Origin of the sequence: Nocardioides donggukensis (assembly GCF_014842875.1) — a bacterium.
Classification (GTDB): domain Bacteria; phylum Actinomycetota; class Actinomycetes; order Propionibacteriales; family Nocardioidaceae; genus Nocardioides; species Nocardioides donggukensis.
Window position 1 is genome coordinate 356422 of the sequence record NZ_JACYXZ010000003.1, and the last position, 25280, is coordinate 381701.

Below are 25280 nucleotides of genomic sequence, written 5' to 3' on the forward strand. Positions count from 1 at the left end.
GTTCAGGGGCGCCCGGCGCTCCGCGGCGCACTGGTCTCGCGGGTCCCCTGGGCGGCGGGGCCGGCGGCGCCACCGGGCCGGACCAGCTCGGTGTCCCACTCCGAGGCGGCCCAGCCGCCGTCGTGCGAGTGCAGGCGCACCAGGCCGGTGTTGCCCAGCGGCCGGTCCCTGACCAGGGCGGCGGGGACGTTCGGCACCCGGGCACCGCACCAGGCCCGCAGCACCGCCCCGTGGCTGACCACCGCCACCCGCTCCGCGCCGGTCGCCCGGATCTCGGCGATGGCCGCGTCGAACCGGGCGAAGACCTGGTCCGCGGACTCGCCGCCGGGCACCAGGGCGGCGCCTCCGCCGCTGACGCCGGCCACGATCGCCTCGCGGTAGGCGACCCCGTGCTCGTCGGCGGTGGACATCTCCCAGTCGCCGGCCGAGATCTCGACCAGACCCGGGTGGACCCGGGGTGTGAGCCCGTGGGCCCGGGCCACCCCCTCCGCGGTACGTCGGGTGCGCAGCGTGGGAGAGCACCACACGGCGTCGATCCGCTCGTCGGCGAGCAGGTCGACGAGCGCCCGGGCCTGTCGCTCCCCCAGCTCGGTCAGGTCGGCACCCGGGAGGGCGGTGTCGAGGGCGCCGGCGACGTTGGCGTGGGTTTGGGCGTGTCGCACGAGGAGGAGATCCATCCCGGCAGCCTAGGGTCTCCGACCCGATCACCTCGCCTCAGGGCACGACCACGATCTTGCCGCGGGCGTGCCCGGAGGCGAGGTGCGAGATCGCCTTGGCGGCGGCCTCCAGAGGGAAGGTCTGGTCGAGGGCCGGACGGAAGGCACCCTGCTCGGCCAGGTCGGCCAGGGTCTCCAGGTCGGCTGCGTTCTCGCTCGAGACGAACGACGCGAGCCGCTGCCGGACGAACGGCGAGAGCAGCAACGCGCCGAGCTGGCGGTGGATGCCGCCGAGCCAGCGCTCGCCGTTCTCGCCACCGACGATCACCAGCGTGCCGCGCGGCGTGACCAGCCTCCGCATCCGGCGGAGCGGCCGCTGGCCGGCGATGTCGAGCACCAGGTCGTAGCGGCGGCCGTCCGCGCCGAGCTCCTCGGTCGTGTAGTCGATGACGTGGTCGGCGCCGAGCGAGCGCACCAGGTCGAGCTTGGCGCCGCTGGCCTCACCGGTCACCTCGGCGCCGAACGCCTTGGCCAGCTGGACGGCGTACGACCCGACCCCGCCGGAGGCGCCGGTCACGAGGACCGACTGACCGGCCCGCACCCTGCCCACCCGTCGCAGCCCCTGGAGGGCGGTCATGGCGGAGACCGGCACCGCGGCGGCCTCCTCGAACGACAGCGCGGCCGGCTTGAGGGCCAGTCGCTTCTCGGGGGCGACCGCGAGGTCGGCGAACGACCCGCCCGCGGTGCCGAAGACCTCGTCGCCGATCGCGAACCGGGTCACCCCCTCGCCGACGGCGTCCACGACGCCGGCCAGGTCGCGGCCAGGCGTCGGCCACTTGGGGCGACGCAGGCCGAGGCCCAGCCGGGCGACCAGCGGCAGGCCCGTCATCAGGTGCCAGGTCCCGCGGTCGACGCCGGCGGCCCGGACCCGCACCAGGACCTGGTCCGGCCCCGGCACCGGTGGGTCGACCTCACGCAGCTCGAGGGTGTCGACGTCGCCGTAGCGCTCCTGGACGATCGCTCTCATGTTCTTCTTCCTTACGTTGTAAGTTCGGAGTGCCAGCGTACACTTACGGCGTAAGTCATGGCAAGGTGCGGCAGGATCCGGCACGGCAACGGCCCGTGGCGGCCTGCACCACCTGGACGACGACAGGAAGACGACAGGAGGCGAGACCCCGGATGGCAGCGCGCACGGACGGCCGACAGGCCCGCGGGACGCTCACCCGTGACGGCATCCTCGCGGCGGCGGTCGAGCTGGCCGACCGGGAGGGCCGGGACGGCCGGACCTCGCTCACCATGCGCTCCCTCGCCCGACACCTGGGGGTGGAGGCCATGTCGCTCTACCACCACGTCACCCACAAGGAGGACCTGCTCGACGGCATGGTCGACGTGCTCTTCGCCGAGATCCACCTCCCCCGCGCCGGCGCCGACTGGATGGAGGAGATCCGACGCCGCTGCCGGTCCGGCCGCGAGGTCCTGGCCCGGCACCCGTGGGCGGTGGGCCTGATGGACTCCCGCAGCACCCCCGGCCCTGCGACCCTGCGCCACCATGACGCGGTGCTCGGATGCCTGCGCAGCGGGGGCTTCTCGGTGCCGATGGCCGCGCACGCCTTCGCCGTCCTCGACGCCCACCTCTACGGCTTCATGGTCCAGGAGGTGAGCATGCCGATGCACGGGCCCGAGGAGACGGCCGCGCTCGCCGAGCTGATCCTGGCCGGCCTGCCGGAGGACTCCTACCCGCACCTGCGCGAGCTCACCGAGGAGCACGTGCTGCAGCCGGGGTACGACTTCGGGGCCGAGTTCGACTACGGCCTCGACCTGGTCCTCGAGGGTCTCGAGCGGCGCCGGGTCGCCTCGCTGGGCTGACCGCGGAGTCGCGTTACGGCGCCGGGCGCCGCGCCACGACGTACGCCGCGGGGCCCGTCGACCCAGTGGCGTGGCTCACATCGGGGCGTAGGGTGCGAGGAACAGGCGCCGACGCCCAGGGAGACACGATGACCAGCACGCCCCCCAACCTGCTGGAGGAGCTCGAGCCGACGGTCGCGACGAACCTCGACCGACACCTCTCGATGGCCCAGGAGTGGCATCCCCACGACTACGTCCCGTGGAGCGAGGGCAGGGACTTCGCCTTCCTCGGCGGCGAGGACTACGACCCCGAGCAGTCGCGGCTCTCCGACGTCGCCAAGGCGGCGATGTTCACGAACCTGCTCACCGAGGACAACCTGCCGTCGTACCACCGCGAGATCGCGACCCGCTTCGGCCGGGACGGCGCCTGGGGGACCTGGGTCGGCCGGTGGACCGCCGAGGAGAACCGGCACGGCGTCGCGCTGCGCGACTACCTCGTCGTCACCCGCGGGGTGGACCCGGTCGAGCTGGAGCGGGCCCGCATGGACTACATGACCTCGGGCTACGACTCCGGTGACAAGACCGCCCTGGAGACCGTCGCCTACGTCTCCTTCCAGGAGCTCGCCACCCGGGTCTCGCACCGCAACACCGGCAAGGTCACCGGTGACCCGATCGCCGACAAGCTGCTCGCCCGGATCGCCAAGGACGAGAACCTGCACATGGTCTTCTACCGCAACCTGGTCTCCGCGGCGCTCGAGATCGCCCCCGACGCGACCATGCGGGCGATCACCGACGAGGTCGTCGGCTTCGAGATGCCGGGGGCCACGATGGCCGGCTTCCGCCGCAACTCGATGATCATCGCCAAGGCCGGGATCTACGACAACCGGCTGCACCACGACGAGGTGATCATGCCGATCCTGCGGCACTGGAACGTCTTCGACCGCACCGACTTCGGGGCGGTCGGCGAGCAGGCCCGGGAGGAGCTGGCCACGTTCGTCGCCGCGCTCGACGCCCAGGCCGCGAAGTTCGTGGAGCGGCGCGCCGAGAGCCGGGCCCGGCAGGCCGCGCGGCGCGACGACGCGGAGGACCCTGACATCGCCAGCTAGAAGATCGACCAGCCGGTGCGGGTCGTGAACAGGTCGAGCGCGGCCACGCCGGCCGTCGAGTTGCCGGACGGGCCCAGCGCCGGGCTCCACACGCAGATCGTGCACCGGTCCGGGATCACGGCCAGGATGCCGCCGCCGACCCCGCTCTTGCCCGGCAGCCCGACCCGGTAGGCGAACTCCCCCGCCGCGTCGTAGGTGCCGCAGGTGAGCATCACCGCGTTGATCCGCTTGGTCTGCTGCAGCGACAGCATCCGGGTGCCGTCGGCGCGCACGCCGTGCCGGGACAGCCAGCCACCGGCCAGCGCCAGCTCCCGGCAGCTCATCGCCAGCGAGCACTGCCAGAAGTACTGCTCCAGCACCTCCTCGACCGGGCACTCGAGGTTGTCGTAGCTGGCCAGCAGGTGGGCCATCGCGGCGATCCGGTGCCCGGTGTCGTGCTCGGACTGCGCGATCCGCGGGTCACCGTCGACCATCGGGTTGCCGCTCTCGCGGCGGACCAGCTCGCGCATCGCGGAGCGAGCGTCCCCGGTGGTGCTGTGCAGCCGGTCGGTCACGACCAGCGCGCCGGCGTTGATGAACGGGTTGCGGGGCTTGCCCCACTCCTGGTCGAGCTGGAGCAGCGAGTTGAACGGGTTGCCCGACGGCTCCCGGGAGATCCGCTCCCAGATCCGGTTGCTGTCGTGAGTCATCACCAGGCCGAGGCTGAACACCTTCGAGATGCTCTGCACCGAGAAGCAGGTGTCGGCGTCCCCGGTCACGTGCACCTCGCCGGTGTTCATGGCGACCGCCATCCCGAACTGCTGAGGGTCCACGCAGGCCAGGCCCGGGATGTAGTCGGCGACGACGCCGGTGCCGACCGACGGCGCGACCTCGGCCCTGATCTCCTCGAGCACGTCGTCCAGGTCCATGCGGGTGATTGTGCCCGGCGCGCCCCGGCGTACGGCGTCCCGGGGGCGGCGGAGCCGGAACCCTTGCCCGGACCTGGCCGACGGTCCTAGATTCGCGCCATGTCCTACCCGGACCCGGTGCACCTCGGCAGCGGCGAGGCGTCCGCGTCGTACCGCCCTGCGGGGACCCCGCCGGAGCTGCCGAGGCCCGGGGGCGCCGCGAGCTACCTGGCGACCGGGGCGGACACCGGCGGCAGGTTCGGCCTCTACCGGTGGGACATGGGGCCCCAGCCCGCGGGCGCGGACGCGCACTTCCACCGGACCTTCGCGGAGTCGTTCTTCGTGCTGACCGGAACCGTGCGGCTCTACGACGGTCGCGCCTGGTTCGACGGGTCGCCCGGGGACTGGGTGCACGTGCCCGAAGGCGGGCTGCACGGCTTCCGGAACGAGTCCGGCCAGCCCGCCTCACTGCTGATCCACTTCGCCCCGGGCGTGCCGCGGGAGGCCTACTTCAAGGGGCTCGTCGAGATCGCGGAGGGCCGCTGGCAGCCCGGCCGCGAGGAGTTCCTCGCCTTCTGCGAGGAGCACGACAACATCTACGTGTGAGTCGCCGTGCTCCCGCAGGGAACAGGTGTCCGGGTCAGGCGGCGGCGCCGCGGCGACGCAGCGGCAGCATGTGGGTCTTGCCCTCGTGCTCGGCCACCATCAGCGTCGCGTCGGTGTCGTAGGCCTCCGCGAGCTCCAGGGCACGGGTCAGGTCGCCTGCCTCCGCGGCGGCGTTGACCGCGTCGATGTACGCCGCGTGCAGGACGTCGAGGTTGCGGATCAGGGGGGTGTACGTGCTGGCCATCAGGCTCGGTTCTCCTCAGTGGTGATCGTGCTGTCACCCGTAGAGCGTTCGGGGAGCCCGAGACGTTCCCCGAAACGGCCCGATGTGACCGACCTCAAGTCCCGGCGCGACCGCTCCCGCCCGGGGACGGCCGGCCGGCTGCCGACCGCAGCACCGCCACGCCGACCAGGATGAGCAGCACGGCGACACCGTCGAGCAGGTCGAGCGGCTCGCCGACCAGCAGCCAGCCGATCGCGAGCGCGACGACCGGCGGGATGTAGGTCGCGCTCGAGGCGGTCACCGCTCCCAGCAGGTCGACGATCACGTAGTAGAGGATGTAGGCCACCCCGGTGCCGAGCAGTCCGAGGCCGATCACCACCCCGACCAGCGCCCGGGTGTCGGCCGCGACGTCGGTGACCCCGTCGAGGTCCGTCACCAGCAGGAGGGTCACCAGCGCCAGCCCGATCTGGTACGTCGTCAGCGCGGCCGCGGCGATGCCCAGGCCGCTCAGGAATCGCTTGGCGTAGACGAACGACAGGCCGACGCTGGCCGACCCGAGCAGCATGTAGGCCACCCCGACCGGGTCGACCGCGCCCGTCGCAGACCAGGGACGGGCGATCAGCAGCACCCCGCCGAAGCCGACGAGAACGCCCAGCAGGCGCACCGGGGTGACCCGGTCACTGCGCAGGAGGAGTGCGGCGGCGAGGAAGGAGAACAGCGGGATCGCGCCGCTCAGGGCACCGGCGATCCCGGAGGGGAGCAGCGCCGTGCCGGCCGCGAAGGCGAAGTAGTAGGCGCTGGTCGCGAGCACCGACATCACGAGGAAGTGGTGCAGGTGCCGGGCATGGCGCCACCGCAGTACGCCGCGCGCCGCGGCGTACGCGAGGACGGGGAGGAAGCCGAACAGCACGCGAAGCAGGGTGATCTGCCCGGGGGTGATGGTCTCCGAGGCCCACTTCATGAAGATGAAGTTGCTGCCCCAGATGAGGCCGAGCGCGGCGAACGCGATGCCGGCCCGGTTCCTCACCGCCGCAGTCTCGCACCGGATCGTGGGGTGGCTCCGGTCGGGTCGTCGCCTCTCCGCTCGATTGTCGAATCTTTCTTCGATTGTCGTCTCGCAATGTGAGATCCACGCAGGTCAGAGCGCCGCGGCTGTCGGTGGCCTCTGGTTGAGTCGGTGCATGGAGCACCAGACCGGCACCGGCACCACCACCGAGGTGGTGAGCCGCGCCAACGCCGTGCTCGGCGGCCTGGACGAGTCGCTGTGGGCCGCGCGCAGCGACACCGACCTCATCGGCACCGTGGAGGAGCTCGAGGCGCTGCGCTCGCACCTGACCGCGATCGAGTCCTCGGTGCTGGCCGAGATCGAGGCCCGCGGCACCGCCAAGCACACCCTGGCCTGGGGCTCGACCGCCGACTGGTTCACCCACACCGCCGGCACGCACCGCGCCGAGGGGTGCCGCACCGTCCGCCAGGCCAGGGTGCTGACCACCGAGCGCACCGCCACCCACGCCGCGCTGACCGCCGGCACCGTCTCCCCCGACGCGGCCCGGGTCATCGTCGACGCGGTCGAGCGGCTCCCGCTCGACCCGGCTCTGCGGGCCAGGGGCGAGGCGTTCCTCCTTGCCGAGGCGGGCCGGCTCGACGCGACCGAGCTGGCCAAGGCCGCCCGGCACCTGGCCGACGTCGTCGACCCGGATCGCGCGGGGCGGCGTGCCGAGCAGGAGCTGGAGCGCGAGGACCGGGCCGCCCACCACGGCCGGTTCCTGTCGATCGCCGTGGACGGTGCCGGAGGGGTGCGGGTGCGTGGCCGCGGCACCGTCGAGGACGCCGCCACCATCAAGGCCGCTCTCCTCCCCCTGACCAAGCCGGCTCCGACGACGGCCGCCGAGACCTGCGCCGAGCAGGGCGACCCGCGCGACCACGGCGCCCGGCTGTGGGACGCGCTCGTGGAGATCAGCCGACACGCCTTGGCCACCGATCTTCCGCCGGACTCGCACGGCGCCCGACCGAGGCTGGCCGTCACCACCGACCTCGACACCCTCACCGGCCGGCTGCGCGACCGGCTGCCGGTGACCGACGACGGCCTGGAGCTCACGCCGGCGACCGTGCGCCGTCTGGCCTGCGACGCCGACCTGATCCCGATCGTGCTCGGCACCCGCAGCGAGGTCCTCGACGTGGGACGCCGCCAGCGGCTGGTCACTCCCGCACTGTGGCGGGCGCTCGTCTGCCGCGACCGGCACTGCGCCTTCCCGGGCTGCACCCGACCGCCGGTCATGGGCCACGCCCACCACATCGTCCACTGGTCCCAGGGCGGCGCGACCAGCCTCCGCAACCTGGTGCTGCTGTGTGGCCATCACCACCGGACGCTCCACCACACGCCGTGGGAGGTGCGGATCAGGGCCGCGGACGGTCGGCCGGAGTTCCGGCCGCCACCGAAGGCGGGGCACCCGCCCCGATGGATCCGTGGGCGACCCAGGCGCGAGTGAGGGTCGCGCCCCGGCCCCGCCTGACAGCGCCGAAGGCTAGGTGTTCGGCCGGCCGAAGAAGCAGACATACCCGTCGGGATCCATCGTGGCGAGACCCAGGAGGTCGTCGTCGTCCACACCGAGCGGTTGGTGGAGATCGACCCCACGATCGGCGAGCTCCGCTGCCAGCGAGGCCGGGTCGGGGGCGTGGATGAACACGTCCCACCGCGCCCAGGCATGCCGCTGCGGGTTGGGCAGCGGCGAGACCTCCGGACCGACGGACTTGAGCATGATCCGCGCGGCGTCGCGCTCGACGATCGCGAAGAACGCGTCGGCCGCCGGGGAGCGCACCACGCAGGTGAAGCCCAGCCGCTCCACGTAGTGGCTCAGGGAGCGGTCGACATCGGAGACGATGAGCAGCGGCGTGGCCGGCCCGATCCCTTCGTCACCCGACATGGTCGGCTCCGCTCCTCGACTCCCGGCCTGAGGCCACCACGGTAGGGCAGCCCGCCCTGGTTGTCCTGGCGGTACGGTCACGCCATGACCCGACACTTCCTGCTCCGCCGCAGCTTCGCCCGCCTCGCGCTGCGGCTGGCCCGCTGGAAGACCGTCGGGGAGGTCCCCCAGCGCGCGGTGCTGGTCGGCGCGCCGCACACCTCCAACTGGGACTGGGTCCTGACGATGCTGCTGGCCTGGGACTACAGCATCCAGATCAGGCTCCTGGTGAAGAAGGAGTTCTTCGTCGGCCCCCTGGCTCCACTGCTCCGAGCGACCGGCGCGGTCGCGCTGGACCGGGCCAACCCGGGCGGCACCATCCGCGACCTTCTGGCCGACGCCGAGCGGGACGAGCCGTTCGTGGTGGGCCTGGCCGCCGAGGGCACCCGCAGCAGGGGCGAGTACTGGAAGTCCGGCTTCTACCGGATGGCCCAGCAAAGCGGCCTGCCGATCACGTTGGCCTTCCTCGACGGTCCGTCGCGGACGGTCGGCTGGGGGCCGACGTTCACCCCGAGCGGGGACGTCCGCACCGACATGGACCTGATCCGTGCGTTCTACGCCGACAAGACCGGCCTGCGGCCCGAGGGGTTCACGCCGCCGCGGCTGCGCGAGGAGGATCGCTCCTAGGCGGGTTGTCCCGATTCTCCCGCGAGCGACCGCCGGACTCACCTAGCATGACGGCGTCGATCACTCGGGGGTTGAGGAACGGTGCGATACGCGGCGCGGGCGGTGCTAGCCCTGGTCCTTCTCGTCGGCGTGTACGTCATGGCCCTCGCGGTCGTCGGAACGCTCGCCTATCTCCTCGTCGCAGGCCTACGGAACGGCTACTCGACAGCTGTGATCAGCAAGGGGTTGCTGCTACTCGCGCTCCTCGGGATCCCCATCATCAGGGCCATGTGGGTCGGCCTCAAGACGCCGCCGGCCGCAGCAGGCGGCGTGCTCCTGACCCGGGGCCAGCAGCCCGGGCTGTGGGGCGAGGTCGACGAGATCGCCGCAGTGGTGGGCACCCGTGTCCCGGACGAGATCAGACTCGTCCAGGACGTCAACGCAGCCGTCTCGGAACGGGCCAGATTCCTAGGGCTGGTGGGTGGCCGGCGCGTGATGTTCATCGGCGCACCCCTGCTCGTCGGCCTGACGATGCAGCAGCTGCGGTCCGTGCTCGCCCACGAGCTCGGGCACTACGGCCATCGCCACACCGCGTTGTCGACGGTCACCTACCGGGGACTGGTGACGCTTCACCAGATCGAGCAGAGGCTGGGGCCCAGCACCCTGACCGGTCGGCTCTTCGGCGCCTACGGCCGACTCTACGCGCGGGTCTCGTCCAGGGTGAACCGTCGTCAGGAGCTCGAGGCTGACGAGTTCAGCCACCGGGTGGCGGGACGCGAGGCCGCGAGCAGCGCCATGCGGTCGATCCCGGCCCTGGGCGCGGCTTGGGGCTTCTTCCTCGAGGACTACGCCTTCCCGGTCCCCGGCTCACGCCCCGAGGAGCTCTTCGCCGGATTCGGTGCGCTGCTGGCAAACCCGCAGAGACAGACCGAACTCGACGAGGTCCGTGCCTCGCCGCCCGAGTCGGAGCCGGGTCCCTACGACAGCCACCCCAGCATCACGCAGCGGATCGCGTACTTCGAGTCGCTTCCCGAGGACGGCCGTCCCGACGACGGCACTCCGGCTCTGGGAATGGTCGCCGCCCCGGACGAACTGTTGACGAGGCTCGAGGACGAGGTTTTCGAGGACTCCGAGCTCACAGCCCGATCCTGGGAGTGGATCGCCGAGACCGCTGGCGCGGCCCGAGCCCGTGCGGACGCAGCCCTGCTCGTACGGGCGTCGGGTGAGCCCGGCATGGGGGCCGCGACCATGGCCGAGGCCGTCACGGCACTCGGCCGGCGCAGGAGCCGACAGTTGGTCCAACCCATGACCGGGCCCGAGGCGTCGGCCGAGGAGACGACGAGGGCGGCCCGCCACCTCGTGACCAGCACGATCCAGGCCGCACTGGTCGAACACTGTGGCGCGCGCTTCGCACCGAGCTGGGAGACGACCCGGTCGCTCGTGGGCCCGGATGGGCACCCGGTCGACGTACGTGCCTTGGTGGAGTCGGTGACGGACTCGGCTTCGGCCGCCGACCTGCTGGCGGTGCTGGCGGACGAGGGCGTCCCCTACACCTTCGCCGTCGACCCCGCCGCCGTCGACGCCGCGCACGCGGCGGCAGACGCACTCCGGGAGCCGATGATCCAGTCCGTCGCCATCCTCACCATCCGATGGAGGATGCGCGTGCTCGTCGTAGCCGAGAACGCCCTGATCCTCAAGCGCTTGGGCATCCGGGAGTCGCTCTCCGCCGGCGCGCTGGGCAGTGGGGGGCGAGACCCGTTTCTCAGCGTCCTGAACTTCGTCGCCGCGATTCCGCTCGCCCAACTGCTCGAAGACCGGCGCACTGAGGTGTTCAGCTGGGACGACGTGGGTGCGGCAACCATGAAGGGCACGCGGCTCTGGTTGACGCTGGCCGGCGACCGACGACGTACCCGGGTGAAGCCGCACGCCCTCGCTGGCGATCTCACCGGGAGCCTCGCACAGCACCTTGGACCGAGGCTCACGATCGGCTGATGCAACACCGCCGCCGCTCTCGGGGCTCACGACATCCGCAGAGTTCGGACTGCCGGACACCGTCGATGAGGGCTTCGCGCTCGAGCCTGTGGACACCGTCGAGTCGGTGCGCCGAGGATTCCTCGCTGCGTGCGAGAACTCGCGCGAGGTGGCCGCAGCACACGATCTCAACGAGCTGTTCCCGTGGCATTACGGGTCGGGTGAGCCCTGCGTTTCATCCACGGGCCCGTGATGCCGAGCTCACCCGGCACGCGGGCCACGGCGACATCCTCGTCGAGCAGCTGAGGGCCGGCGTGGGAGGGCTACTGCACAATGCAGGCTGGACGATCAGGCGGAGTTTCGGCGGTTGTCGGGTCATCGTGGGTGAAGTCGTGGCCGTGATCGTCAGGCCGTGTCGGGGCAGCGGCGACCGACACGGATCCTCGCCCGCTAGTGGGACCCGTCCTCCAGCTCCAGGACCGCCGAAACGGGACGGCGTCCGCCGTAGACGCCTATGACGAGGGGGAGGTACGAGATCTCCTCGCCTCCCCGACCATCGGTACTCGTGGAGTACGTCTCGCGGTAGTTGTCCCTACCCCTCACCGGGCAGCAATCCCTACGGCCCGGTCGGACGCACGTTGGCGCCCGTGAGACCGACAGCACACCGACCCCCGAGTCATGTCTGACCGGCCCGGAAGTCGATCCGTAATCGGGACGAGCGAGAGGACACCCTCGAACTCCTGAGGGTGCCGGTGGCGAGACTCCTCCGGAACGGGTCAGGCTCTACGTTCTGCAGGTTCTCGGGCCTGCGAACCTGCAGAACGTAGAGCCTGTCGCGGCGACGTACGGGGAGTGGTCAGGAGCGGTCCGCGACCTGTGATCCGACGAGGTCGTGCTCAGCCTCGCCCTCGGCACCACCCTCGATGTGCAGCTCGGGCAGCCACTCGAGCCACCCCGGCAGGTACCAGTTCCAGGACCCGAGCAGAACCATGGAGGAGGGCACCAGCACGGTGCGGATCACGGTCGCATCGATCAGGAGAGCGACGCCCACACCGAAGCCCATCTGCTGGAAGCCGACCAGGTCTCCGGTGGCGAAGCCGAGGAAGACCACGACGATGATCAGGGCGGCTCCGGTGATGATCCGGCCCGTGGCGCCCACCCCATGGGCAACGGCGTCGACCGTGTCGCCGGTGGCGAGATAGCGCTCGCGGATCCGGGTGAGCAGGAACATGTGGTAGTCCATGGACAGGGCGAACAGCACCGAGAAGAGGAACACGGGAACCCAGGGCTCGACCCGGTCGATCTGCTGGAGTCCGAGGAGGTCGGCGCCGATGCCTTCCTGGAACACCAGCACCATCAGTCCGTAGGCGGCTCCCACGGAGAGCAGGTTGAGAGCAACGGCCTTGAGCGGCAGCACCACGGATCGGAAGATGATCAGCAGCAGCAGGAAGCTCAGGGTCAGCACGAAGGCGATCACGATCGGCAGCCAACGGTCGATCAGGGTCGTGTAGTCGAGGTCGAAGGCCGTCGCCCCGGTGACGTAGACCGCGGCGTCGACGCCGTCGAACGCGGTCGGCACATAGTCCTCACGCAGACGCACGATCGCGGCGCTCGCCTCGGACCCGGAACCATCACCGGTGAGGGCGATCTCCACGAGCGTGAGGTCTCCCGAGGGCGCCGTCGACACGGTCGACGCCCCGAAGGAGCTGTCGCCGTCCACCTCGTCTCCCAGAGACTGCGCCGCGCTGCGCACCGCTGGGCTCGAGGCGTCCGCGTCGACCACCACCACGGCCGGGTTGCTGCGCGCTCCGGCGGGAAAGTAGGTCTCGAGCGCGGCGAAGCCCTGGCGCGCAGCCATGTCGCCGGGGAGGGACGTGAGGCCGGCCGATCCTGTCTGCAAGCCGAGCACCGGCAGCGTGAGCGCCACCAGCGCCGCGATGGTGGCACCGGCGGTCCAGGCGGGGCGCCTGGTGACGATCCGGACGGCGCGGGTCCAGAAGCGGCTCTCCCCGCCGTGCTGGCGGGGCAGCAAGGGGATGCGAAGCCGTTCGATGTGGTCGCCGAGGAGGGACACCAACGCAGGCAGCAAGGTCAACGCGCTCGCCACGGTCACCACGCCGACGAGCACGGCCCCGGTCGCGAGACTGCGGAGCACCGTGTCGGGGACGAGGAGCATGCCGAGCAGCGCCACCACGAACGCCGAGCCCGAGAACAGCACGGCCTTGCTGGCGGTGGCGCCCGACACGGCGATCGCCTCGTGCTTGGTGAGCCCCGCGTACCGCTCCTCCCGGTAGCGGGAGACGACGAACAGGCTGTAGTCGATGCCGAGGGCCAGCCCCATCGCGACCACCATGTTGACGATGAAGAAGGAGAGCTCGAACGCCTGTCCGATCAACGAGGCCAGGCCGAGCGCGACCACGATCGAGACCAGGGCGGTCAGGAGGGGCACCGAGGCAGCGACCACGGCACCGAAGACGAGCAGCAGCACGATCAGCGCCGCCGGCAGCCCGAACTGGAGCTCGCCTCTCTCGAGGTCCCGCTGCGAGACCTCGATGAAGTCGTTGTTCACCGTCCAGTTCCCCGTGATGTACGCCGAGACCTCGGGTCGTTCGTCGGTGGCCTCGACCGCGTCGATCACCACAGCGATGCCCGCCAGCGGGTCCGTGGCTGCTGCCTCGGCCTCGTCGCTGCTGTCGATCACGAGCGGGATCAGGACGGCGTCGCCCTGCGGTGACACGAGCCCCACGGCGTCCGCCGCATAGGGGTCACCGACCGTGCGGACGGCTTCGGCGGCCGCGATCTCGTCGCGCAGGCTGGCCACGACCTCTCGGGTCTGCGGGTCGGCCACGTTGCCGCTGTCGGCCACCACGACGACGAAGTCGCTGGCCGCGTCGCGCTCCGGGAACCTCTCGTCGAGCAGGTTCAGCCCCTTGATCGAGTCCGGCTCGCTGGTGATGCGGCCCTCGGGGGTCAGCGCGGACCCGAGGAGCAACGTGACGGCGGCCAAGGCGGCGAGCACCACGACGGCCCAGGCGCCGGCGGTGCGCCACGGGCGCCGCGCACACGCCATCGCCATCCGTTGGGTGGCCGAGAGCTGCATGACCCGCTCCTCCAGTTCCCCCCAACTGGTTTCAACAACTCTCTAGTCTCTTCGCCAACGACTGTCAACGGTCAGTCAGTGGATCGGCGACCGAACTCCGGCACCACGCCGCGGCCGGCGCAACCACCTGACTGCCGGGGAGGGTGAGTTCTGCGACGCGAAAGCCCGGGTGCTCTTCACTGCGTGATGCGCTCCCGGGCCTCCTCCACGAACCGCTGCAGCACCACCCCGTACGTCGGCCCGTCCGTGGCGGCGTACTGCTGGAGCCGCTGCGTCCCACGCTCGAGAAGGGTGTGCGCGCCCACGGTGTTCCCGCGCAACGCGTGCGTGATCGCCACACAGAGCTGCGCGAGCCCCTGCCACAGGTCGCGCTCCTCGTCGGGCCCGTCCTTCCACCGCGCCTCGAAGACCTCGTGGGCGGAGAACGGCCGCCCCGCTGCCAGCAGGCCGAGGGCGGTCTCGACGGTCTCCCGCGGGGGCAGCGGGTCCTCGGAGACCGGTTCGACACCTTGGGCGCCGTAGGGCAGCGGCCGGCCAAGTGCGTCGCGTGGCCGGGCCTGGCGGGCGCGACCGTCGTCGTCACGGTCCCGCGCCGCGGCGCCGGACTCCGCGCCACCCGCGGCTGGCGCCGCCTGGGCGGAAGGCAGCGGGGCTGCTGACGGGGCGGGTTCCTCCACTGACTCAGGCACCTCCCGCACACTGCCGCGAAGGCGCCGCGAAGACAAGCGAGCGACCACGCCCACGCCCCCGACGGACTGACCCCTGGCGGGGATGGCTGGAACAGCCACGCGCAGGGCCCCGCCCGTCTAGCGTTCGGCCATGCCTTCCGCCCGCCACCTCAGCGACGCGTGGCGTTCCGGCACCAACCGATCGCAGAGCCGAGTGCTGCTGGTCCTGATCGTCTGCACGATGGGCTCGTTCTTCGTCTCGATGGCTCGCTACGACCTCTTCCCACTCGCCCACTACTTCCTGTGGCTGCTGCTGGGGATGGTGCTGCTGCGCTTCGGTCGACTGCTGGTGCTCACGGCAGTCATCGTCGGGTTCGGCCTCGTCGCCACGATGGCGCAGGTCCCGATCACCGCGAGCCGGGTCAGCGCGGTCATGGTCTTCCTGGTGGGCGTCGGCATCGTCTTGTTCGTCTCCAGTCGACAACGCAGCGGCCTGCCCGGGCCGCTGAGCTCAGCACTCCTGGCCGACCTACGCGACCGGCTCACGGCCCAGGGCGCCATCCCGACGCTGCCCGAGCAGTGGCATGCGCAGAGTGCGATGGTCGGAGCGGACGACGTGGGGTACGCCGGGGACTTCATGGTCGCCGAGCTCACCGAGGAAGGGCAGCGACTCGAGATCGTGCTCGTCGACGTGATGGGCAAGGGCGTGGCTGCCGCCCCCAGCGCGCTGCTCTTCGCCGGTGCGCTCGGGGGGCTCGTGGGCACGCTGCGTGGAGAGCGGCTCATGGACGCCGCCAACGAGTTCCTCCTCCGCCAAGACTCCGAGGAGACGTTCGCCACCGCAGTGCACCTCAGCCTTGACCTGTCCCACGGGAGCTACACGATCCTCAGCGCCGGTCACCCACCCGCGCTCAGCTGGTCCCCGGCGGCCGAGGCATGGGCCGTGGACAACTCCCGCGGCCTCGCGCTAGGGGTCCTGCCACACCCGGAGCTGAACGCAAGCCACGGCGTGATCGAGGCAGGCGGCGCCCTGCTGTTCCACACAGACGGCGTCGTGGAGTCGCGCGGCGCCGACATCGAGGACGGCATCGACTGGCTGCGCCTCACCGCCCGCGAAGCCATTGCTGCCGGTTTCCCGGGCGCGGCCCGTCGCATCATCGAACGCGTCAAGCGCGGCGACGACGACCGCGCAGTCCTGATCCTCAGCCGCGCCTGAGCGAACACCGGCCACCGGCCACCGGCCACCGACACTGATGATGTTCGTGTTCCGGGGTCGTGACTCGGCCACGTTGCCGGCACCGTTGAGCGAGCCGGCCGACGCTGTTCGCGAGCCGTTGGCCGCCGTTGGTCAGAAACGGGCTCCGCGTGACTTCTTGCGGACTATTTGCGGACCGCTGGACGGTCAGGCTAGTCCGAGCCCCGACCTAGACCTTCGATCTTCGCGGACCTTGCGGACAGGTCGCGGATGCTCTGCCATACAGCCGCTCGGGGCGCGTCGATCCTGAGTGCGTGGATGTATTCGTCGAGACGTTGCGGGCGATCTCTTAGGTAGGAGACTGCGTTGTTGAGGCTCTCGCCAACCGTGTTGCCATAGGCATCGACTGCCTTGCCAGCGCCGGCCTGCAGGGCGGCGGTGTCGGGTTTCATCATGGCCAGGTCGATGAGGTCGCGGCTGAACGTCGACGTGTCCGCCCAGCGGTCGTCGTTGGCGAGCAGCTTGGTTGCGACCTGGTCGGTTCGCGTCAAGATCCGTACGCCGCAGATCTCATCGCCCGGGGCGGGAGTGTCGAGGTCGATGCGGCCTTCTTGGATGATCTCGAACTTGATCGCAACCCCCGCAACGAGCACCGAGGACTTGATCCCGTAACCGTCAACAGAGGGTGTTCGACCCAGGTCCAGTTCGCGTGTAGCCAGAGCGTCGAGCCCGTGGTCCCTGACCATCTGGCGCAGCGCGCGGTAGGACTGCGGGTCGGAGACCAGGAAGTCGATGTCGACCGATTCGCGGAACTCACCGTTGGCAAGGACGATCGCGGTCCCGCCTCCGAACCAGCAGTTGTGCTCTGCCAGGAGCGGTGCGTCGAGCATCGACAGCGCCTCGGCCACCTGTTGATGGTGCAGCCGCCTAAACAAGGAGCCTCCCGTTGCTGTAGGTGTCCGCGAGGTGCTGGATGAACGCCTTCTCGTGATCGGTGAGGGCTTCCTGGTTGAGGTGTCGCCAGCCGCGTTCGTAGAGGTTGAGTGCCTCTGTCTCGGTGATGGTGGTGCCGGCGTCGGTCTGCCAGGCCAGCGTGCGCAGGCCGGGGTAGTCGCCGACCGTGATCGTCGCCGGTTCTGCTGCTGGAGCTTCGAGGACCGGGACGACGAGGTGAAGTCCGAGTGCGGCGGCAACGTTGACGTAGGCGCCGATCGTGACCGAGGGATTGCCTGCCTCGATCCTGTGCAGGGTGACACGCGAAACGCCAGCGGCTTCGGCACAGGCGACGGCCGTGACACCGAGGGACTTTCGGCGTTCGCGCAGCCGGGCGCCTAGGCGTTCGAGGTCGGCCTGTTGCTCGGGGCTCGTGTACGGGCTAGTTGCTGGCATGTCTCTCATTTTAGTCGTTCGACTCTCTAAGTCAATAATGAGAAACGCTTCACGCGACCCTTGGGGAAGCGGGCCGCCCAGCGCCGTGCCTGCCGTGCCCGCTGATGATCTCGTCCACGCGGGACGAAGCCCAGTGGTCCCGGTCGCGTCGACCGTGTCGCCATCGCCCATTCCGACCGACGCGTGTAGCCGAATGGCGAAGCCCACTGCGCCGCCGGAGACACGCCCTGGGCTCGAGCTCACTACCCCCAGAAGATCGGGTCGCCGCTGGTCTCGATGTGACCAAGGAGCGCCTGGACGTTCTTGGTTGGGCGCTTGCGCTTGTACTCGTGGAACCTCAGGTTGCGGTCGCGCCAGTAGATCGCCCATTGGCCGGTCGACATCGTGTAGCGCAGCCGCGCGATCGGGAACCGGGTGTGCTCGCCGACGCCGTCCCACGGTGGCCGCACCTCGACGATGTCGACGTGTCGGTCGGAGACGTCGGCCTCGACCTTCAGCTCATCCCACAGGTGCTCGGGTACCCGCCCTCGTGCCCATAGCCGGATGCGGCGCAGGTCAGTCTCTGGAAGTGCCATCACACCAGTCCATAGCGCTTAACCTACGAGAGGCATCATGAAGCCCGGGGATGATGCCAACCGCCTTGCCGCGGAGGCGCGTGCCCGCGTATAGATCGACCGACAGCTCACCGAGGCGGGTTGGTCGGTGCAGTACAGTCGGTGTTCGCGCCCCATTGCGTGTCGCTGAGATTCTTGCGCTCTGTGCGGACTGGCAGCCCTGCCCCCCCGGACCCGCGCAAACCCGCCGATTCACACGTTGAAGCGGAACTCCACGACATCCCCGTCGGCCATGACGTAGTCCTTGCCCTCCATGCGCACCTTGCCGGCCTCCTTGGCCTTCTGCATGGAGCCAAGCGAGATCAGGTCGTCGAAGGTGACCACCTCGGCCTTGATGAAGCCGCGCTGGAAGTCGGTATGGATGACCCCGGCCGCCTCGGGCGCGGTGGCGCCCTTCGGGATCGTCCAGGCCCGGGTCTCCTTGGGGCCTGCGGTGAGGTACGTCTGCAGGCCGAGCGTCTCGAAGCCGACCCGCGCCAGCACGTCGAGCCCGGGCTCGTCGACGCCCATCTCGGCGAGCATCTCGCGGGCCTCGTCGTCGTCGCCGAGCTCGACCAGCTCGGCCTCGAACTTCGCGTCGAGGAAGATCGCCTCGGCCGGCGCCACGATCTCCTGCATCTTCGCCTTGAGGTCGGCGTCGGCCAGCTCGTCGGCGTCGCAGTTGAAGACGTAGATGAAGGGCTTGGCCGTCAGCAGCGACAGCTCGCGGATCAGGGCCTGGTCGATCGAGGTCGCGCTGATCGGCGTACCGGCCTCGAGCGCCTCAAGCGCCTCCTTCGCGGCGGCGAGGTTGGCGCCGAGCTCCTTGCGGGTCCGGGCCTCCTTCTCCAACCGGGGGATCGCCTTCTCGACGGTCTGCAGGTCGGCGAGGATCAGCTCGGTCTGGATCGTCGAGATGTCCGAGGACGGGTTGACCTCGCCGTCGACGTGGGTGACGTCCTCGTCCCGGAAGACCCGGGTGACCTGGCAGATCGCCGCGGACTCCCGGATGTGGGCGAGGAACTTGTTGCCCAGCCCCTCCCCCTGCGACGCGCCGGCGACGATGCCGGCGATGTCGACGAACTCGACGGTCGCGGGCAGCACCTTCGCGCTGCCGAACACCTCCGCGAGCCGCGGCAGCCGGCCGTCGGGGACGCCGACCACGCCGACGTTCGGCTCGATCGTCGCGAACGGGTAGTTCGCCGCGAGGACGTCGTTCTTGGTCAGGGCGTTGAAGAGGGTCGACTTGCCCGCGTTGGGGAGCCCGACGATGCCGATGGTGAGTGCCACGGGCGGGGAGTCTACGGCTCCCGCGCGCGCTCGGCCGCATCCGGCTTCCGGTCCCCCACCCGCTTCGTGGGCTGTGCCACGCTCGTCCCATGACCACCCAGCCCACGGATGGCCCGCCCCCGACGCTGCGCGAGCCCGCCAACCAGGTCTCCCCGCGCGCCGTGTCCTACTGGCGGCTCACCGCCGGGATCGGCGCGCTGGTCACCTGGCTCGCGCTCGCGATCGGGTACGCCGTGCTGCCGCAGCGCCCCTGGTGGGTCACCCTGCTGCTGGTGCTCGTCGTCGGGGCGACGATCGTCCACCTGGTGCTGATGCCGCGGATCCGGTTCCGCGTGCACCGGTGGGAGGTCACCCCCACCGCGGTCCACACCCGAGCCGGCTGGCTGAGCCGCGAGGAGCGGATCGCGCCGCTCTCGCGGGTGCAGACCGTCGACTCCGCGCAGGGCGCCCTCATGCGGGCGTTCGGGCTGATGTCGATCACCGTCACGACCGCCTCCGCCGCGGGACCGCTGACGATCGCCTGCCTGGACTCGGTGACCGCGCGCGCCGTCGTCGCGGAGCTGACCGAGATCACCGGCAGCCACGAGGGCGACGCGACGTGATCCCCGACCCACCTCCCGCGACCCCGCCGCCGGTGCCCCCGACGGTGCCGACGCCGGTCCCCCCGACACCGGTGCCCTACCCCGACTGGGAGCGGCTCGACCGGCGGATGCTGCTGATCGGACCGGTCCGGGTGATCCGCCAGTTCGCCTTCCCCGCGGTCATCGCCCTGATCGGCATCGGCACCAGTGACGCGCGATGGTCGCTCGGCCTGCTGCCGGCGCTGCTCGTCGGCGCCCTGGCGCTGGGCGCGCTGCCCTGGCTGACGACGTACTTCCGGCGCACCGAGACCCAGTTGGAGGTACGCCGCGGGCTGCTGCACCGGACCAGGGTCACCGCACCGCTGGACCGGGTCCGCAGCGTCGACCTCGAGGCCTCGCTGCTGCACCGCATCCTGGGCCTGAGCACGGTCACGATCGGCACCGGCGTCGACGACACCCGGATCGAGCTGGACTCGCTGTCGGCCGAGCGGGCCGAGCACCTGCGGGTGACGCTGCTTCAGCGGGCAGCGGCGACCTCGACGTCCGGGCCGGCTCCCTCGCAGGCCGAGGAGGGCCAGATCGTCGACCCGCACGCCGGCCCGATGCCGGAGGGCCAGGACGCGACACCCGGGTCCCCCGCACCGGCCGTAGCCGCAGCCCCCGCCGAGGAGCTGGCCCGCATCGACTGGAAGTGGCTGCGGTACGCGCCGTTCAGCCTCTCCCGGCTGGTCATCGTCGCCGGGGCCGTCGGCGCGCTCTCGCAGTTCACCGACGAGCTGCCGCTCGACCGGGCCGAGTCGGCGTGGGCCTGGCTGCTGTCGCAAGCCCTGGCGCTGGTGCTGGTCGGGGTCGCCGCCGCCGCGCTCGTCGGCTGGCTGGCGATCTCGATGGGCGGCTACGTCGTGCGCTGGTGGGATCTCCGGCTGGTCCGGCAGGACGCCAACCTTCGGCTCACGGCGGGGCTCTTCACCACCCGCTCCACCACCATCGAGGAGGCCCGGATCCGGGGCGTCGAGCTCACCGAGCCGGTGCTGCTCCGGCTCGTGGGCGGCGCCGAGCTCTCCACCCTCGCCACCGGCGTCGGCTCCGGGGGCACGACCACGATCCTGCCGCCGTGCCCGCTCCCGGTCGCCCGAGGCGTCGGCGGCGCCGTCCTCGAGGACCCGCGGCCGATGGCCGCCACCCTGAGGCAGCACGGTCACCTGGCCCGCCGCCGGTGCCACGTGCGCGCCCAGGTGCCGACGCTGGTGGCGGTGCTGCCGATCGTGGCGGGCGCGTACGCCCTCGGCATCCCCGGCTGGCTGGTGCCGGTCGCCGTCCTCCTGCTCGCCGCCACGGGCGTGATCACCGGCGAGGCGTCGTACCGGCACCTCGGGCACGCGCTCACCCCGGACCACCTCGTCGCCGGCTCCGGTGACGTCAGCCGGGTCCGGACCGCCCTGGAGCGGGACGGGATCATCGGCTGGGTGGTGCGGCAGTCGTTCTTCCAGCGCCGGCTGGGGCTGGCCACGCTGGTGGCGACCACCGCCGCCGGGCCCGAGCAGGTGCAGGTCGTCGACCTCCCGTTGGCCGAGGCGGTCGCGCTCGCGGAGGCGGCGACGCCGGGGCTGGTGGGCGAGTTCCTGGACGCTAGGTTCGAGGGATGACCACCACGCCGAGCACCCCGGAGACCGCCGCCACCCTCGACGTCGCCCGGGTCCGGGCCGCGTTCCCCGCGCTCGACCTCGGGGCCGCGCACTTCGACGGCCCCGGCGGCTCGCAGGTCCCGGCGGTGGTCGCCGACGCCGTGGGGGCCACGATGACCGCCGGACTCGCCAACCGCGGCACCCTCACCGAGGCCGAGCTGCGGGCGGAGCGGGTCGTGGCCGAGGCACGCGCGGCGGTCGCGGACCTCCTCGGCGCGGACCCCCGCGGAGTCGTGTTCGGCCGCTCGATGACCCAGCTGACCTTCGACCTGTCCCGGACGCTGTCCCGCGACTGGGGACCCGGCGACGAGGTCGTCGTCACCCGGCTCGACCACGACGCCAACATCCGGCCGTGGCTGATCGCCGCGGAGCGGTCCGGCGCCACCGTCCGCTGGCTGGAGTTCGACCCGGAGACCGCGGAGCTCGACGACATCGCGCCGCTGCTGACCGAGCGCACCCGGCTGGTCGCGGTCACCGCCGCCTCCAACCTCCTCGGCACCCGACCGGACGTGCCGTCGATCGCGGCCGCCGCCCACGAGGTCGGCGCGCTGGTGTACGTCGACGGGGTGCACCTCGCGCCGCACTCCCCGATCGACGTCAGCGCCCTGGGAGCCGACTTCCTCGCGTGCTCGCCGTACAAGTTCTTCGGGCCGCACCTCGGTGCGGTCGTCGCGGACCCGGCCCTCCTGGAAACCCTCCGCGCGGACAAGCTGGTGCCCTCCTCCGACGCGGTGCCGGAGCGGTTCGAGCTCGGCACGCTGCCCTACGAGCTGCTCGCGGGGGTCACCGCCGCGGTCGACTTCATGGCCGGCCTGGCCCTCGGCGACGACGGCGAGCCGGCCGACCGGCGCACCCGGGTGCTCACCTCGATGGCGACCGTCGAGCGCCACGAGGCGGCGCTGCTGCAGCGCCTCCTCGACGGCCTCGGGTCGCTCGACGGCGTCGTCCTGCACGGCGCCCCGGCCCGGCGGACGCCCACCGTGCTGTTCTCCGTGGCCGGCCGGACCGGCCGCGAGGTGAGCGCGCGACTGGCCGCGGCTGGCGTGAACGCGCCGGCCAGCCACTTCTACGCGATCGAGGCCTCCCGGCACGCCGGGCTCGGCGACGACGGGGCGGTGCGGGCCGGGATCGCGCCCTACACCAGCACCGGCGAGGTGGACCTGCTCGTGGCCACCGTCAGCCAGATGCTCACCCCGAGGTAGTAGGCCGGGTAGGCCAACGAGACCGCGACCAGTGCGAGCGGCGGGTCCGGCATCAGCGCCGTGATCACCGCGAACATCACCAGCCAGACGCAGGCGAAGGTCATGTTGAGGCCCCACAGGGTCGCCGTACGCGAGGGGTAGACGTACTTCACGGGCACGAAGACCGCGATCGTGCACAGGATCAGCAGCGCGACCGTCAGCCCGACCGGGACGGCGGCGACGACGATGTAGAACGCCACGATGTTCCAGTAGCTGGGGAAGCCCAGGAAGAAGTGGTCGTCGGTCTTCGCGTCCGACCGGCAGAACTGATAGCACGACGCCAGCAGGGGTACGCCGGCGCACACCGCGCCGAGGACCCCGCCGGGGAGGTAGCCGTTGGCCCACAGCAGTGCCATCGGTGCCAGGGCGTAGGTCATGTAGTCGACGATGTTGTCCAGCAGGGCGCCGTCGAACCCCGGCATGACCGCCTTGACCTTGTAGTGCCGGGCCAGGAAGCCGTCGGTGCCGTCGACGACCATCGCCGCGAGGAACAGCCACAGGACGGTCGTGACCTCGCCCCGGTAGGAGTAGTGCACCATCAGCAGGGCGAGGACCGATCCGGTCGCGGTGTAGGCGTGGACCAGCCCGGCGGCGACCCGTGCCCGCGTGGGGCTCATGGGCTGCACGCTACCGGTCGGCCGCCCCGACGCGACGGACCCCCGGCATCCCGACATGCCGGGGGTCCGTGCGCGGGCGCTCCTCAGCTGCCGTAGAGGTTGCGCGCCCCGGCGGCGTCCGAGCTGGTGAAGCTCAGGTCGTTCGAGGTCCCGTTGCACTGGGGGTAGTGCATGATCGACGCCGAGTCGTACGGCGTCAGCGGGCGCCAGTTGTTGTCCTCGAAGCAGGTGCCGGACTCCGGACGGGTGTGCTCGTGCCGGAAGCCGAGGGTGTGGCCGAGCTCGTGACCCATGATGTTGCCGGGGGTCCAGGAGCCGGAGCTCTGCAGCGAGCCGGCGTTGACCAGGATGTTGCGGCTGCGGTCCGGGCTGCTCGGGAAGAACGCCCGGGCGATGTACTGGGTGGTGTTCGTCGGCTCGACCGAGAACACCACCGACCGGTTGCGGACCGTGCACTTGGAGTCGGCCGAGGTGACGTGGGTGAAGTCGATCGCGGAGGAGGCGTTCTCCCACAGTGCGGCGCCCTGGGACATCGCGGCGACCACGGCGGCCTGGTCGGAGCCGAACTTCGTGCTCACGCAGTAGGTGAGGCTGCCGACCTGGGAGGCGCTCCACTTGTCGTCCTTGCCGCTGACGGTGTTGACCACGAGCCCGTCCTCGACCTGGCGGCCGGTGTGCTTGTCGCCGGTCATCCGGTCGTAGAAGTCGCGCAGGCCCCCCTTGCTCATGATCGGCTCGTCCCCGTTGACGACGTACTGCTTGTCGGCGTCCTGGAACGCCGAGGCGGCGTACTCCTGGAAGGTCGGGACGTCCGACTCCGCGCCCTGGGCGGATCCGGCCGTCGTCGCGGCGAGGCCGGCGGCGATCAGGCCGGTCGTCGCGACGGCTGCCTGGCACAGGCGGGTGCGCTTCATGAATGCTCCTTCGGTGGGGATGACGGGGGCCCTCCGCCCCCGCGGTGCCGGGCGTCGAGGGCCCGGGGTGGGCCCCACACAACCCCCGCCCCGACCCGGTCCGGTAGAGGGTTTTCCCTCGTCTTCGCCCGCCTGCCGTCGTGGCCTAGCCTGTGCGGCGTGCGCATCGCGACCTGGAACGTCAACTCCCTCCGCAGCCGGATCGACCGGGTGGAGCGGTTCCTCGAGCGGCACGACGTCGACGTGCTGGCGCTGCAGGAGACCAAGGCGCGCGAGGACCAGCTGCCGCTGATGGGGCTGCAGTCGATGGGCTACGAGGTGGCCGCGGCCGGCTACAACCAGTGGAACGGCGTCGCGATCCTCAGCCGGGTCGGGATCGCCGAGGTGCAGACCGGTTTCGCCGCGATGCCGGACTTCAACGACGTCGCGGAGGCGCGGGCGATCGGCGCCGTGTGCGGCGGCGTACGGATCTGGTCGCTGTACGTCCCCAACGGGCGCAAGGTCGACGACCCGCACTACGCCTACAAGCTGGCTTGGCTGGCCCGACTGCGCGCCGCCGCCTCCGGCTGGCTCGACGAGGACACCGCGCTCGTCGGCGACTGGAACATCGCCCCGCAGGACGACGACGTCTTCGACATCGCCCAGTTCAAGACCTCCACGCACGTCACGGCGCCGGAGCGGGCGGCGTTCTCGGGGTTCCTCCAGGACGGGTACGCCGACGTCGTCCGGCCGCACACGCCCGGGCCGGACGTCTACACCTACTGGGACTACTACCGGCAGCGGTTCGAGCGGAACCGCGGCATGCGGATCGACTTCGTCCTCGGCTCCCCCTCGCTCGCCGCCCGGGTCAGCCACGCGTTCGTCGACCGCGACGAACGGGCCGGTGTCGGTGCCTCCGACCACGCGCCGGTCGTGGTCGACCTGACCTGAGCGGAGTTGCGCGCCTCCTTTCCCGCACCACGCCGACCCGTCCCCCGCGCCGACCCGTCCCCGCGCCGAAGAGCCGCAATTGCGGCCGTGTGACATGTTTTCGGGCCGGATCTCTGTCATTCGGCCGCAATTGCGGCTTTACGGACACCCGCGGACCCCGCCCGTACGGCGTCGGGTACGCCGGCCTGTCGGTGGGCTCGTGCATGCTCGGGGC

The 25280-nt window shown here is 71.3% G+C and carries 25 protein-coding genes; 11 read left to right on the forward strand and 14 right to left on the reverse strand.

The features are described 5' to 3' along the window. Positions 1 to 2: 2 nt before the first annotated feature. Both IE331_RS11925 and IE331_RS11930 read right to left on the reverse strand, forming a co-directional pair. Positions 3 to 677, reverse strand: coding sequence for a histidine phosphatase family protein (locus IE331_RS11925; RefSeq protein ID WP_192143647.1), 675 nt, complete (start codon positions 675 to 677; stop codon positions 3 to 5). A gap of 37 nt (positions 678 to 714) precedes the next feature. Then, positions 715 to 1683, reverse strand: coding sequence for an NAD(P)-dependent alcohol dehydrogenase (locus IE331_RS11930; RefSeq protein WP_192143648.1), 969 nt, complete (start codon positions 1681 to 1683; stop codon positions 715 to 717). A gap of 152 nt (positions 1684 to 1835) precedes the next feature. Here IE331_RS11930 and IE331_RS11935 point away from each other — a divergent pair, with 152 nt between their 5' ends. Together IE331_RS11935 and IE331_RS11940 are read left to right on the forward strand one after the other, a co-directional pair. Then, positions 1836 to 2522, forward strand: a complete 687-nt coding sequence (locus IE331_RS11935) for a TetR/AcrR family transcriptional regulator (RefSeq protein ID WP_192143649.1) — start codon at positions 1836 to 1838, stop codon at positions 2520 to 2522. Between the two features lie 128 nt (positions 2523 to 2650). Then, positions 2651 to 3607: an acyl-ACP desaturase gene (locus IE331_RS11940; protein ID WP_192143650.1), complete on the forward strand. Its 957-nt coding sequence runs from the start codon at positions 2651 to 2653 to the stop codon at positions 3605 to 3607. On the opposite strand, the gene IE331_RS11945 is transcribed toward IE331_RS11940, so the two are convergent. Beyond that, a complete protein-coding gene (locus tag IE331_RS11945) occupies positions 3604 to 4515 on the reverse strand; it encodes a glutaminase (RefSeq protein WP_192143651.1) in 912 nt (303 codons plus the stop codon). The genes IE331_RS11940 and IE331_RS11945 overlap by 4 nt on opposite strands. A gap of 99 nt (positions 4516 to 4614) precedes the next feature. Between IE331_RS11945 and IE331_RS11950 the strand changes: the two genes are divergently transcribed. Next, positions 4615 to 5100 carry a cupin domain-containing protein gene (locus IE331_RS11950; RefSeq protein ID WP_192143652.1) on the forward strand — a complete coding sequence of 162 codons (486 nt, stop codon included), beginning with the start codon at positions 4615 to 4617 and terminating at the stop codon, positions 5098 to 5100. A gap of 34 nt (positions 5101 to 5134) precedes the next feature. On the opposite strand, the gene IE331_RS11955 is transcribed toward IE331_RS11950, so the two are convergent. Then, a complete protein-coding gene (locus IE331_RS11955; protein ID WP_192143653.1) occupies positions 5135 to 5344 on the reverse strand; it encodes a hypothetical protein in 210 nt (69 codons plus the stop codon). Between the two features lie 94 nt (positions 5345 to 5438). Next, positions 5439 to 6350, reverse strand: coding sequence for a DMT family transporter (locus IE331_RS17000; RefSeq protein WP_201931711.1), 912 nt, complete (start codon positions 6348 to 6350; stop codon positions 5439 to 5441). 154 nt (positions 6351 to 6504) lie between these two features. Here IE331_RS17000 and IE331_RS11965 point away from each other — a divergent pair, with 154 nt between their 5' ends. Beyond that, on the forward strand, positions 6505 to 7812 hold the full coding sequence (locus tag IE331_RS11965) for an HNH endonuclease signature motif containing protein (protein WP_192143654.1): 1308 nt from the start codon (positions 6505 to 6507) through the stop codon (positions 7810 to 7812). Between the two features lie 36 nt (positions 7813 to 7848). Here the strand turns inward: IE331_RS11965 and IE331_RS11970 are convergent, their stop codons facing one another. Further along, positions 7849 to 8247, reverse strand: coding sequence for a VOC family protein (locus IE331_RS11970; RefSeq protein WP_192143655.1), 399 nt, complete (start codon positions 8245 to 8247; stop codon positions 7849 to 7851). Positions 8248 to 8331: 84 nt separating this feature from the next. Here IE331_RS11970 and IE331_RS11975 point away from each other — a divergent pair, with 84 nt between their 5' ends. Continuing rightward, positions 8332 to 8913: a 1-acyl-sn-glycerol-3-phosphate acyltransferase gene (locus tag IE331_RS11975; protein ID WP_192143656.1), complete on the forward strand. Its 582-nt coding sequence runs from the start codon at positions 8332 to 8334 to the stop codon at positions 8911 to 8913. A 102-nt stretch (positions 8914 to 9015) separates the two neighbouring features. Continuing rightward, positions 9016 to 10884: a M48 family metallopeptidase gene (locus tag IE331_RS11980; RefSeq protein ID WP_192143657.1), complete on the forward strand. Its 1869-nt coding sequence runs from the start codon at positions 9016 to 9018 to the stop codon at positions 10882 to 10884. 835 nt (positions 10885 to 11719) lie between these two features. Here IE331_RS11980 and IE331_RS11985 read toward each other — a convergent pair. Together IE331_RS11985 and IE331_RS11990 are read right to left on the reverse strand one after the other, a co-directional pair. Then, the gene (locus IE331_RS11985) at positions 11720 to 13963 is read right to left on the reverse strand and encodes an MMPL family transporter (protein ID WP_192143658.1); all 2244 of its coding nucleotides are present in this window, start codon (positions 13961 to 13963) and stop codon (positions 11720 to 11722) included. A gap of 176 nt (positions 13964 to 14139) precedes the next feature. Next, entirely contained in the window at positions 14140 to 14652 is a 513-nt protein-coding gene (locus IE331_RS11990; protein ID WP_201931713.1) for a DUF309 domain-containing protein, read from the reverse strand. A gap of 130 nt (positions 14653 to 14782) precedes the next feature. Between IE331_RS11990 and IE331_RS11995 the strand changes: the two genes are divergently transcribed. Then, positions 14783 to 15847, forward strand: a complete 1065-nt coding sequence (locus tag IE331_RS11995) for a PP2C family protein-serine/threonine phosphatase (protein WP_192143659.1) — start codon at positions 14783 to 14785, stop codon at positions 15845 to 15847. 191 nt (positions 15848 to 16038) lie between these two features. Here the strand turns inward: IE331_RS11995 and IE331_RS12000 are convergent, their stop codons facing one another. From IE331_RS12000 to ychF, 4 genes are all read right to left on the reverse strand, one after another. Further along, positions 16039 to 16734 carry a nucleotidyl transferase AbiEii/AbiGii toxin family protein gene (locus IE331_RS12000; RefSeq protein WP_201931715.1) on the reverse strand — a complete coding sequence of 232 codons (696 nt, stop codon included), beginning with the start codon at positions 16732 to 16734 and terminating at the stop codon, positions 16039 to 16041. A 19-nt stretch (positions 16735 to 16753) separates the two neighbouring features. Next, the gene (locus tag IE331_RS12005; protein WP_192143661.1) at positions 16754 to 17215 is read right to left on the reverse strand and encodes a helix-turn-helix domain-containing protein; all 462 of its coding nucleotides are present in this window, start codon (positions 17213 to 17215) and stop codon (positions 16754 to 16756) included. Between the two features lie 242 nt (positions 17216 to 17457). Beyond that, entirely contained in the window at positions 17458 to 17790 is a 333-nt protein-coding gene (locus IE331_RS12010) for a DUF3024 domain-containing protein (RefSeq protein WP_192143662.1), read from the reverse strand. A gap of 231 nt (positions 17791 to 18021) precedes the next feature. Continuing rightward, positions 18022 to 19098, reverse strand: coding sequence for a redox-regulated ATPase YchF (gene ychF / locus IE331_RS12015; protein WP_192143663.1), 1077 nt, complete (start codon positions 19096 to 19098; stop codon positions 18022 to 18024). 89 nt (positions 19099 to 19187) lie between these two features. Here ychF and IE331_RS12020 point away from each other — a divergent pair, with 89 nt between their 5' ends. From IE331_RS12020 to IE331_RS12030, 3 genes are read left to right on the forward strand one after another with little or no spacing between them, the layout of a single operon-like run. Continuing rightward, entirely contained in the window at positions 19188 to 19700 is a 513-nt protein-coding gene (locus IE331_RS12020; protein WP_192143664.1) for a PH domain-containing protein, read from the forward strand. After that, positions 19697 to 21325: a PH domain-containing protein gene (locus IE331_RS12025; protein WP_192143665.1), complete on the forward strand. Its 1629-nt coding sequence runs from the start codon at positions 19697 to 19699 to the stop codon at positions 21323 to 21325. Before IE331_RS12020 ends, IE331_RS12025 begins: the two co-directional genes overlap by 4 nt. Then, a complete protein-coding gene (locus IE331_RS12030) occupies positions 21322 to 22566 on the forward strand; it encodes a cysteine desulfurase-like protein (RefSeq protein ID WP_192143666.1) in 1245 nt (414 codons plus the stop codon). Before IE331_RS12025 ends, IE331_RS12030 begins: the two co-directional genes overlap by 4 nt. Here IE331_RS12030 and IE331_RS12035 read toward each other — a convergent pair. Together IE331_RS12035 and IE331_RS12040 are read right to left on the reverse strand one after the other, a co-directional pair. Beyond that, on the reverse strand, positions 22500 to 23222 hold the full coding sequence (locus tag IE331_RS12035; protein WP_192143667.1) for a CDP-alcohol phosphatidyltransferase family protein: 723 nt from the start codon (positions 23220 to 23222) through the stop codon (positions 22500 to 22502). The genes IE331_RS12030 and IE331_RS12035 overlap by 67 nt on opposite strands. An 83-nt stretch (positions 23223 to 23305) precedes the next feature. Beyond that, on the reverse strand, positions 23306 to 24136 hold the full coding sequence (locus IE331_RS12040; protein ID WP_192143668.1) for a M57 family metalloprotease: 831 nt from the start codon (positions 24134 to 24136) through the stop codon (positions 23306 to 23308). Positions 24137 to 24295: 159 nt separating this feature from the next. On the opposite strand from IE331_RS12040, the gene IE331_RS12045 reads away from it, so the two are divergent. Further along, positions 24296 to 25066, forward strand: a complete 771-nt coding sequence (locus tag IE331_RS12045; RefSeq protein WP_192143669.1) for an exodeoxyribonuclease III — start codon at positions 24296 to 24298, stop codon at positions 25064 to 25066. Positions 25067 to 25280: the final 214 nt, after the last annotated feature.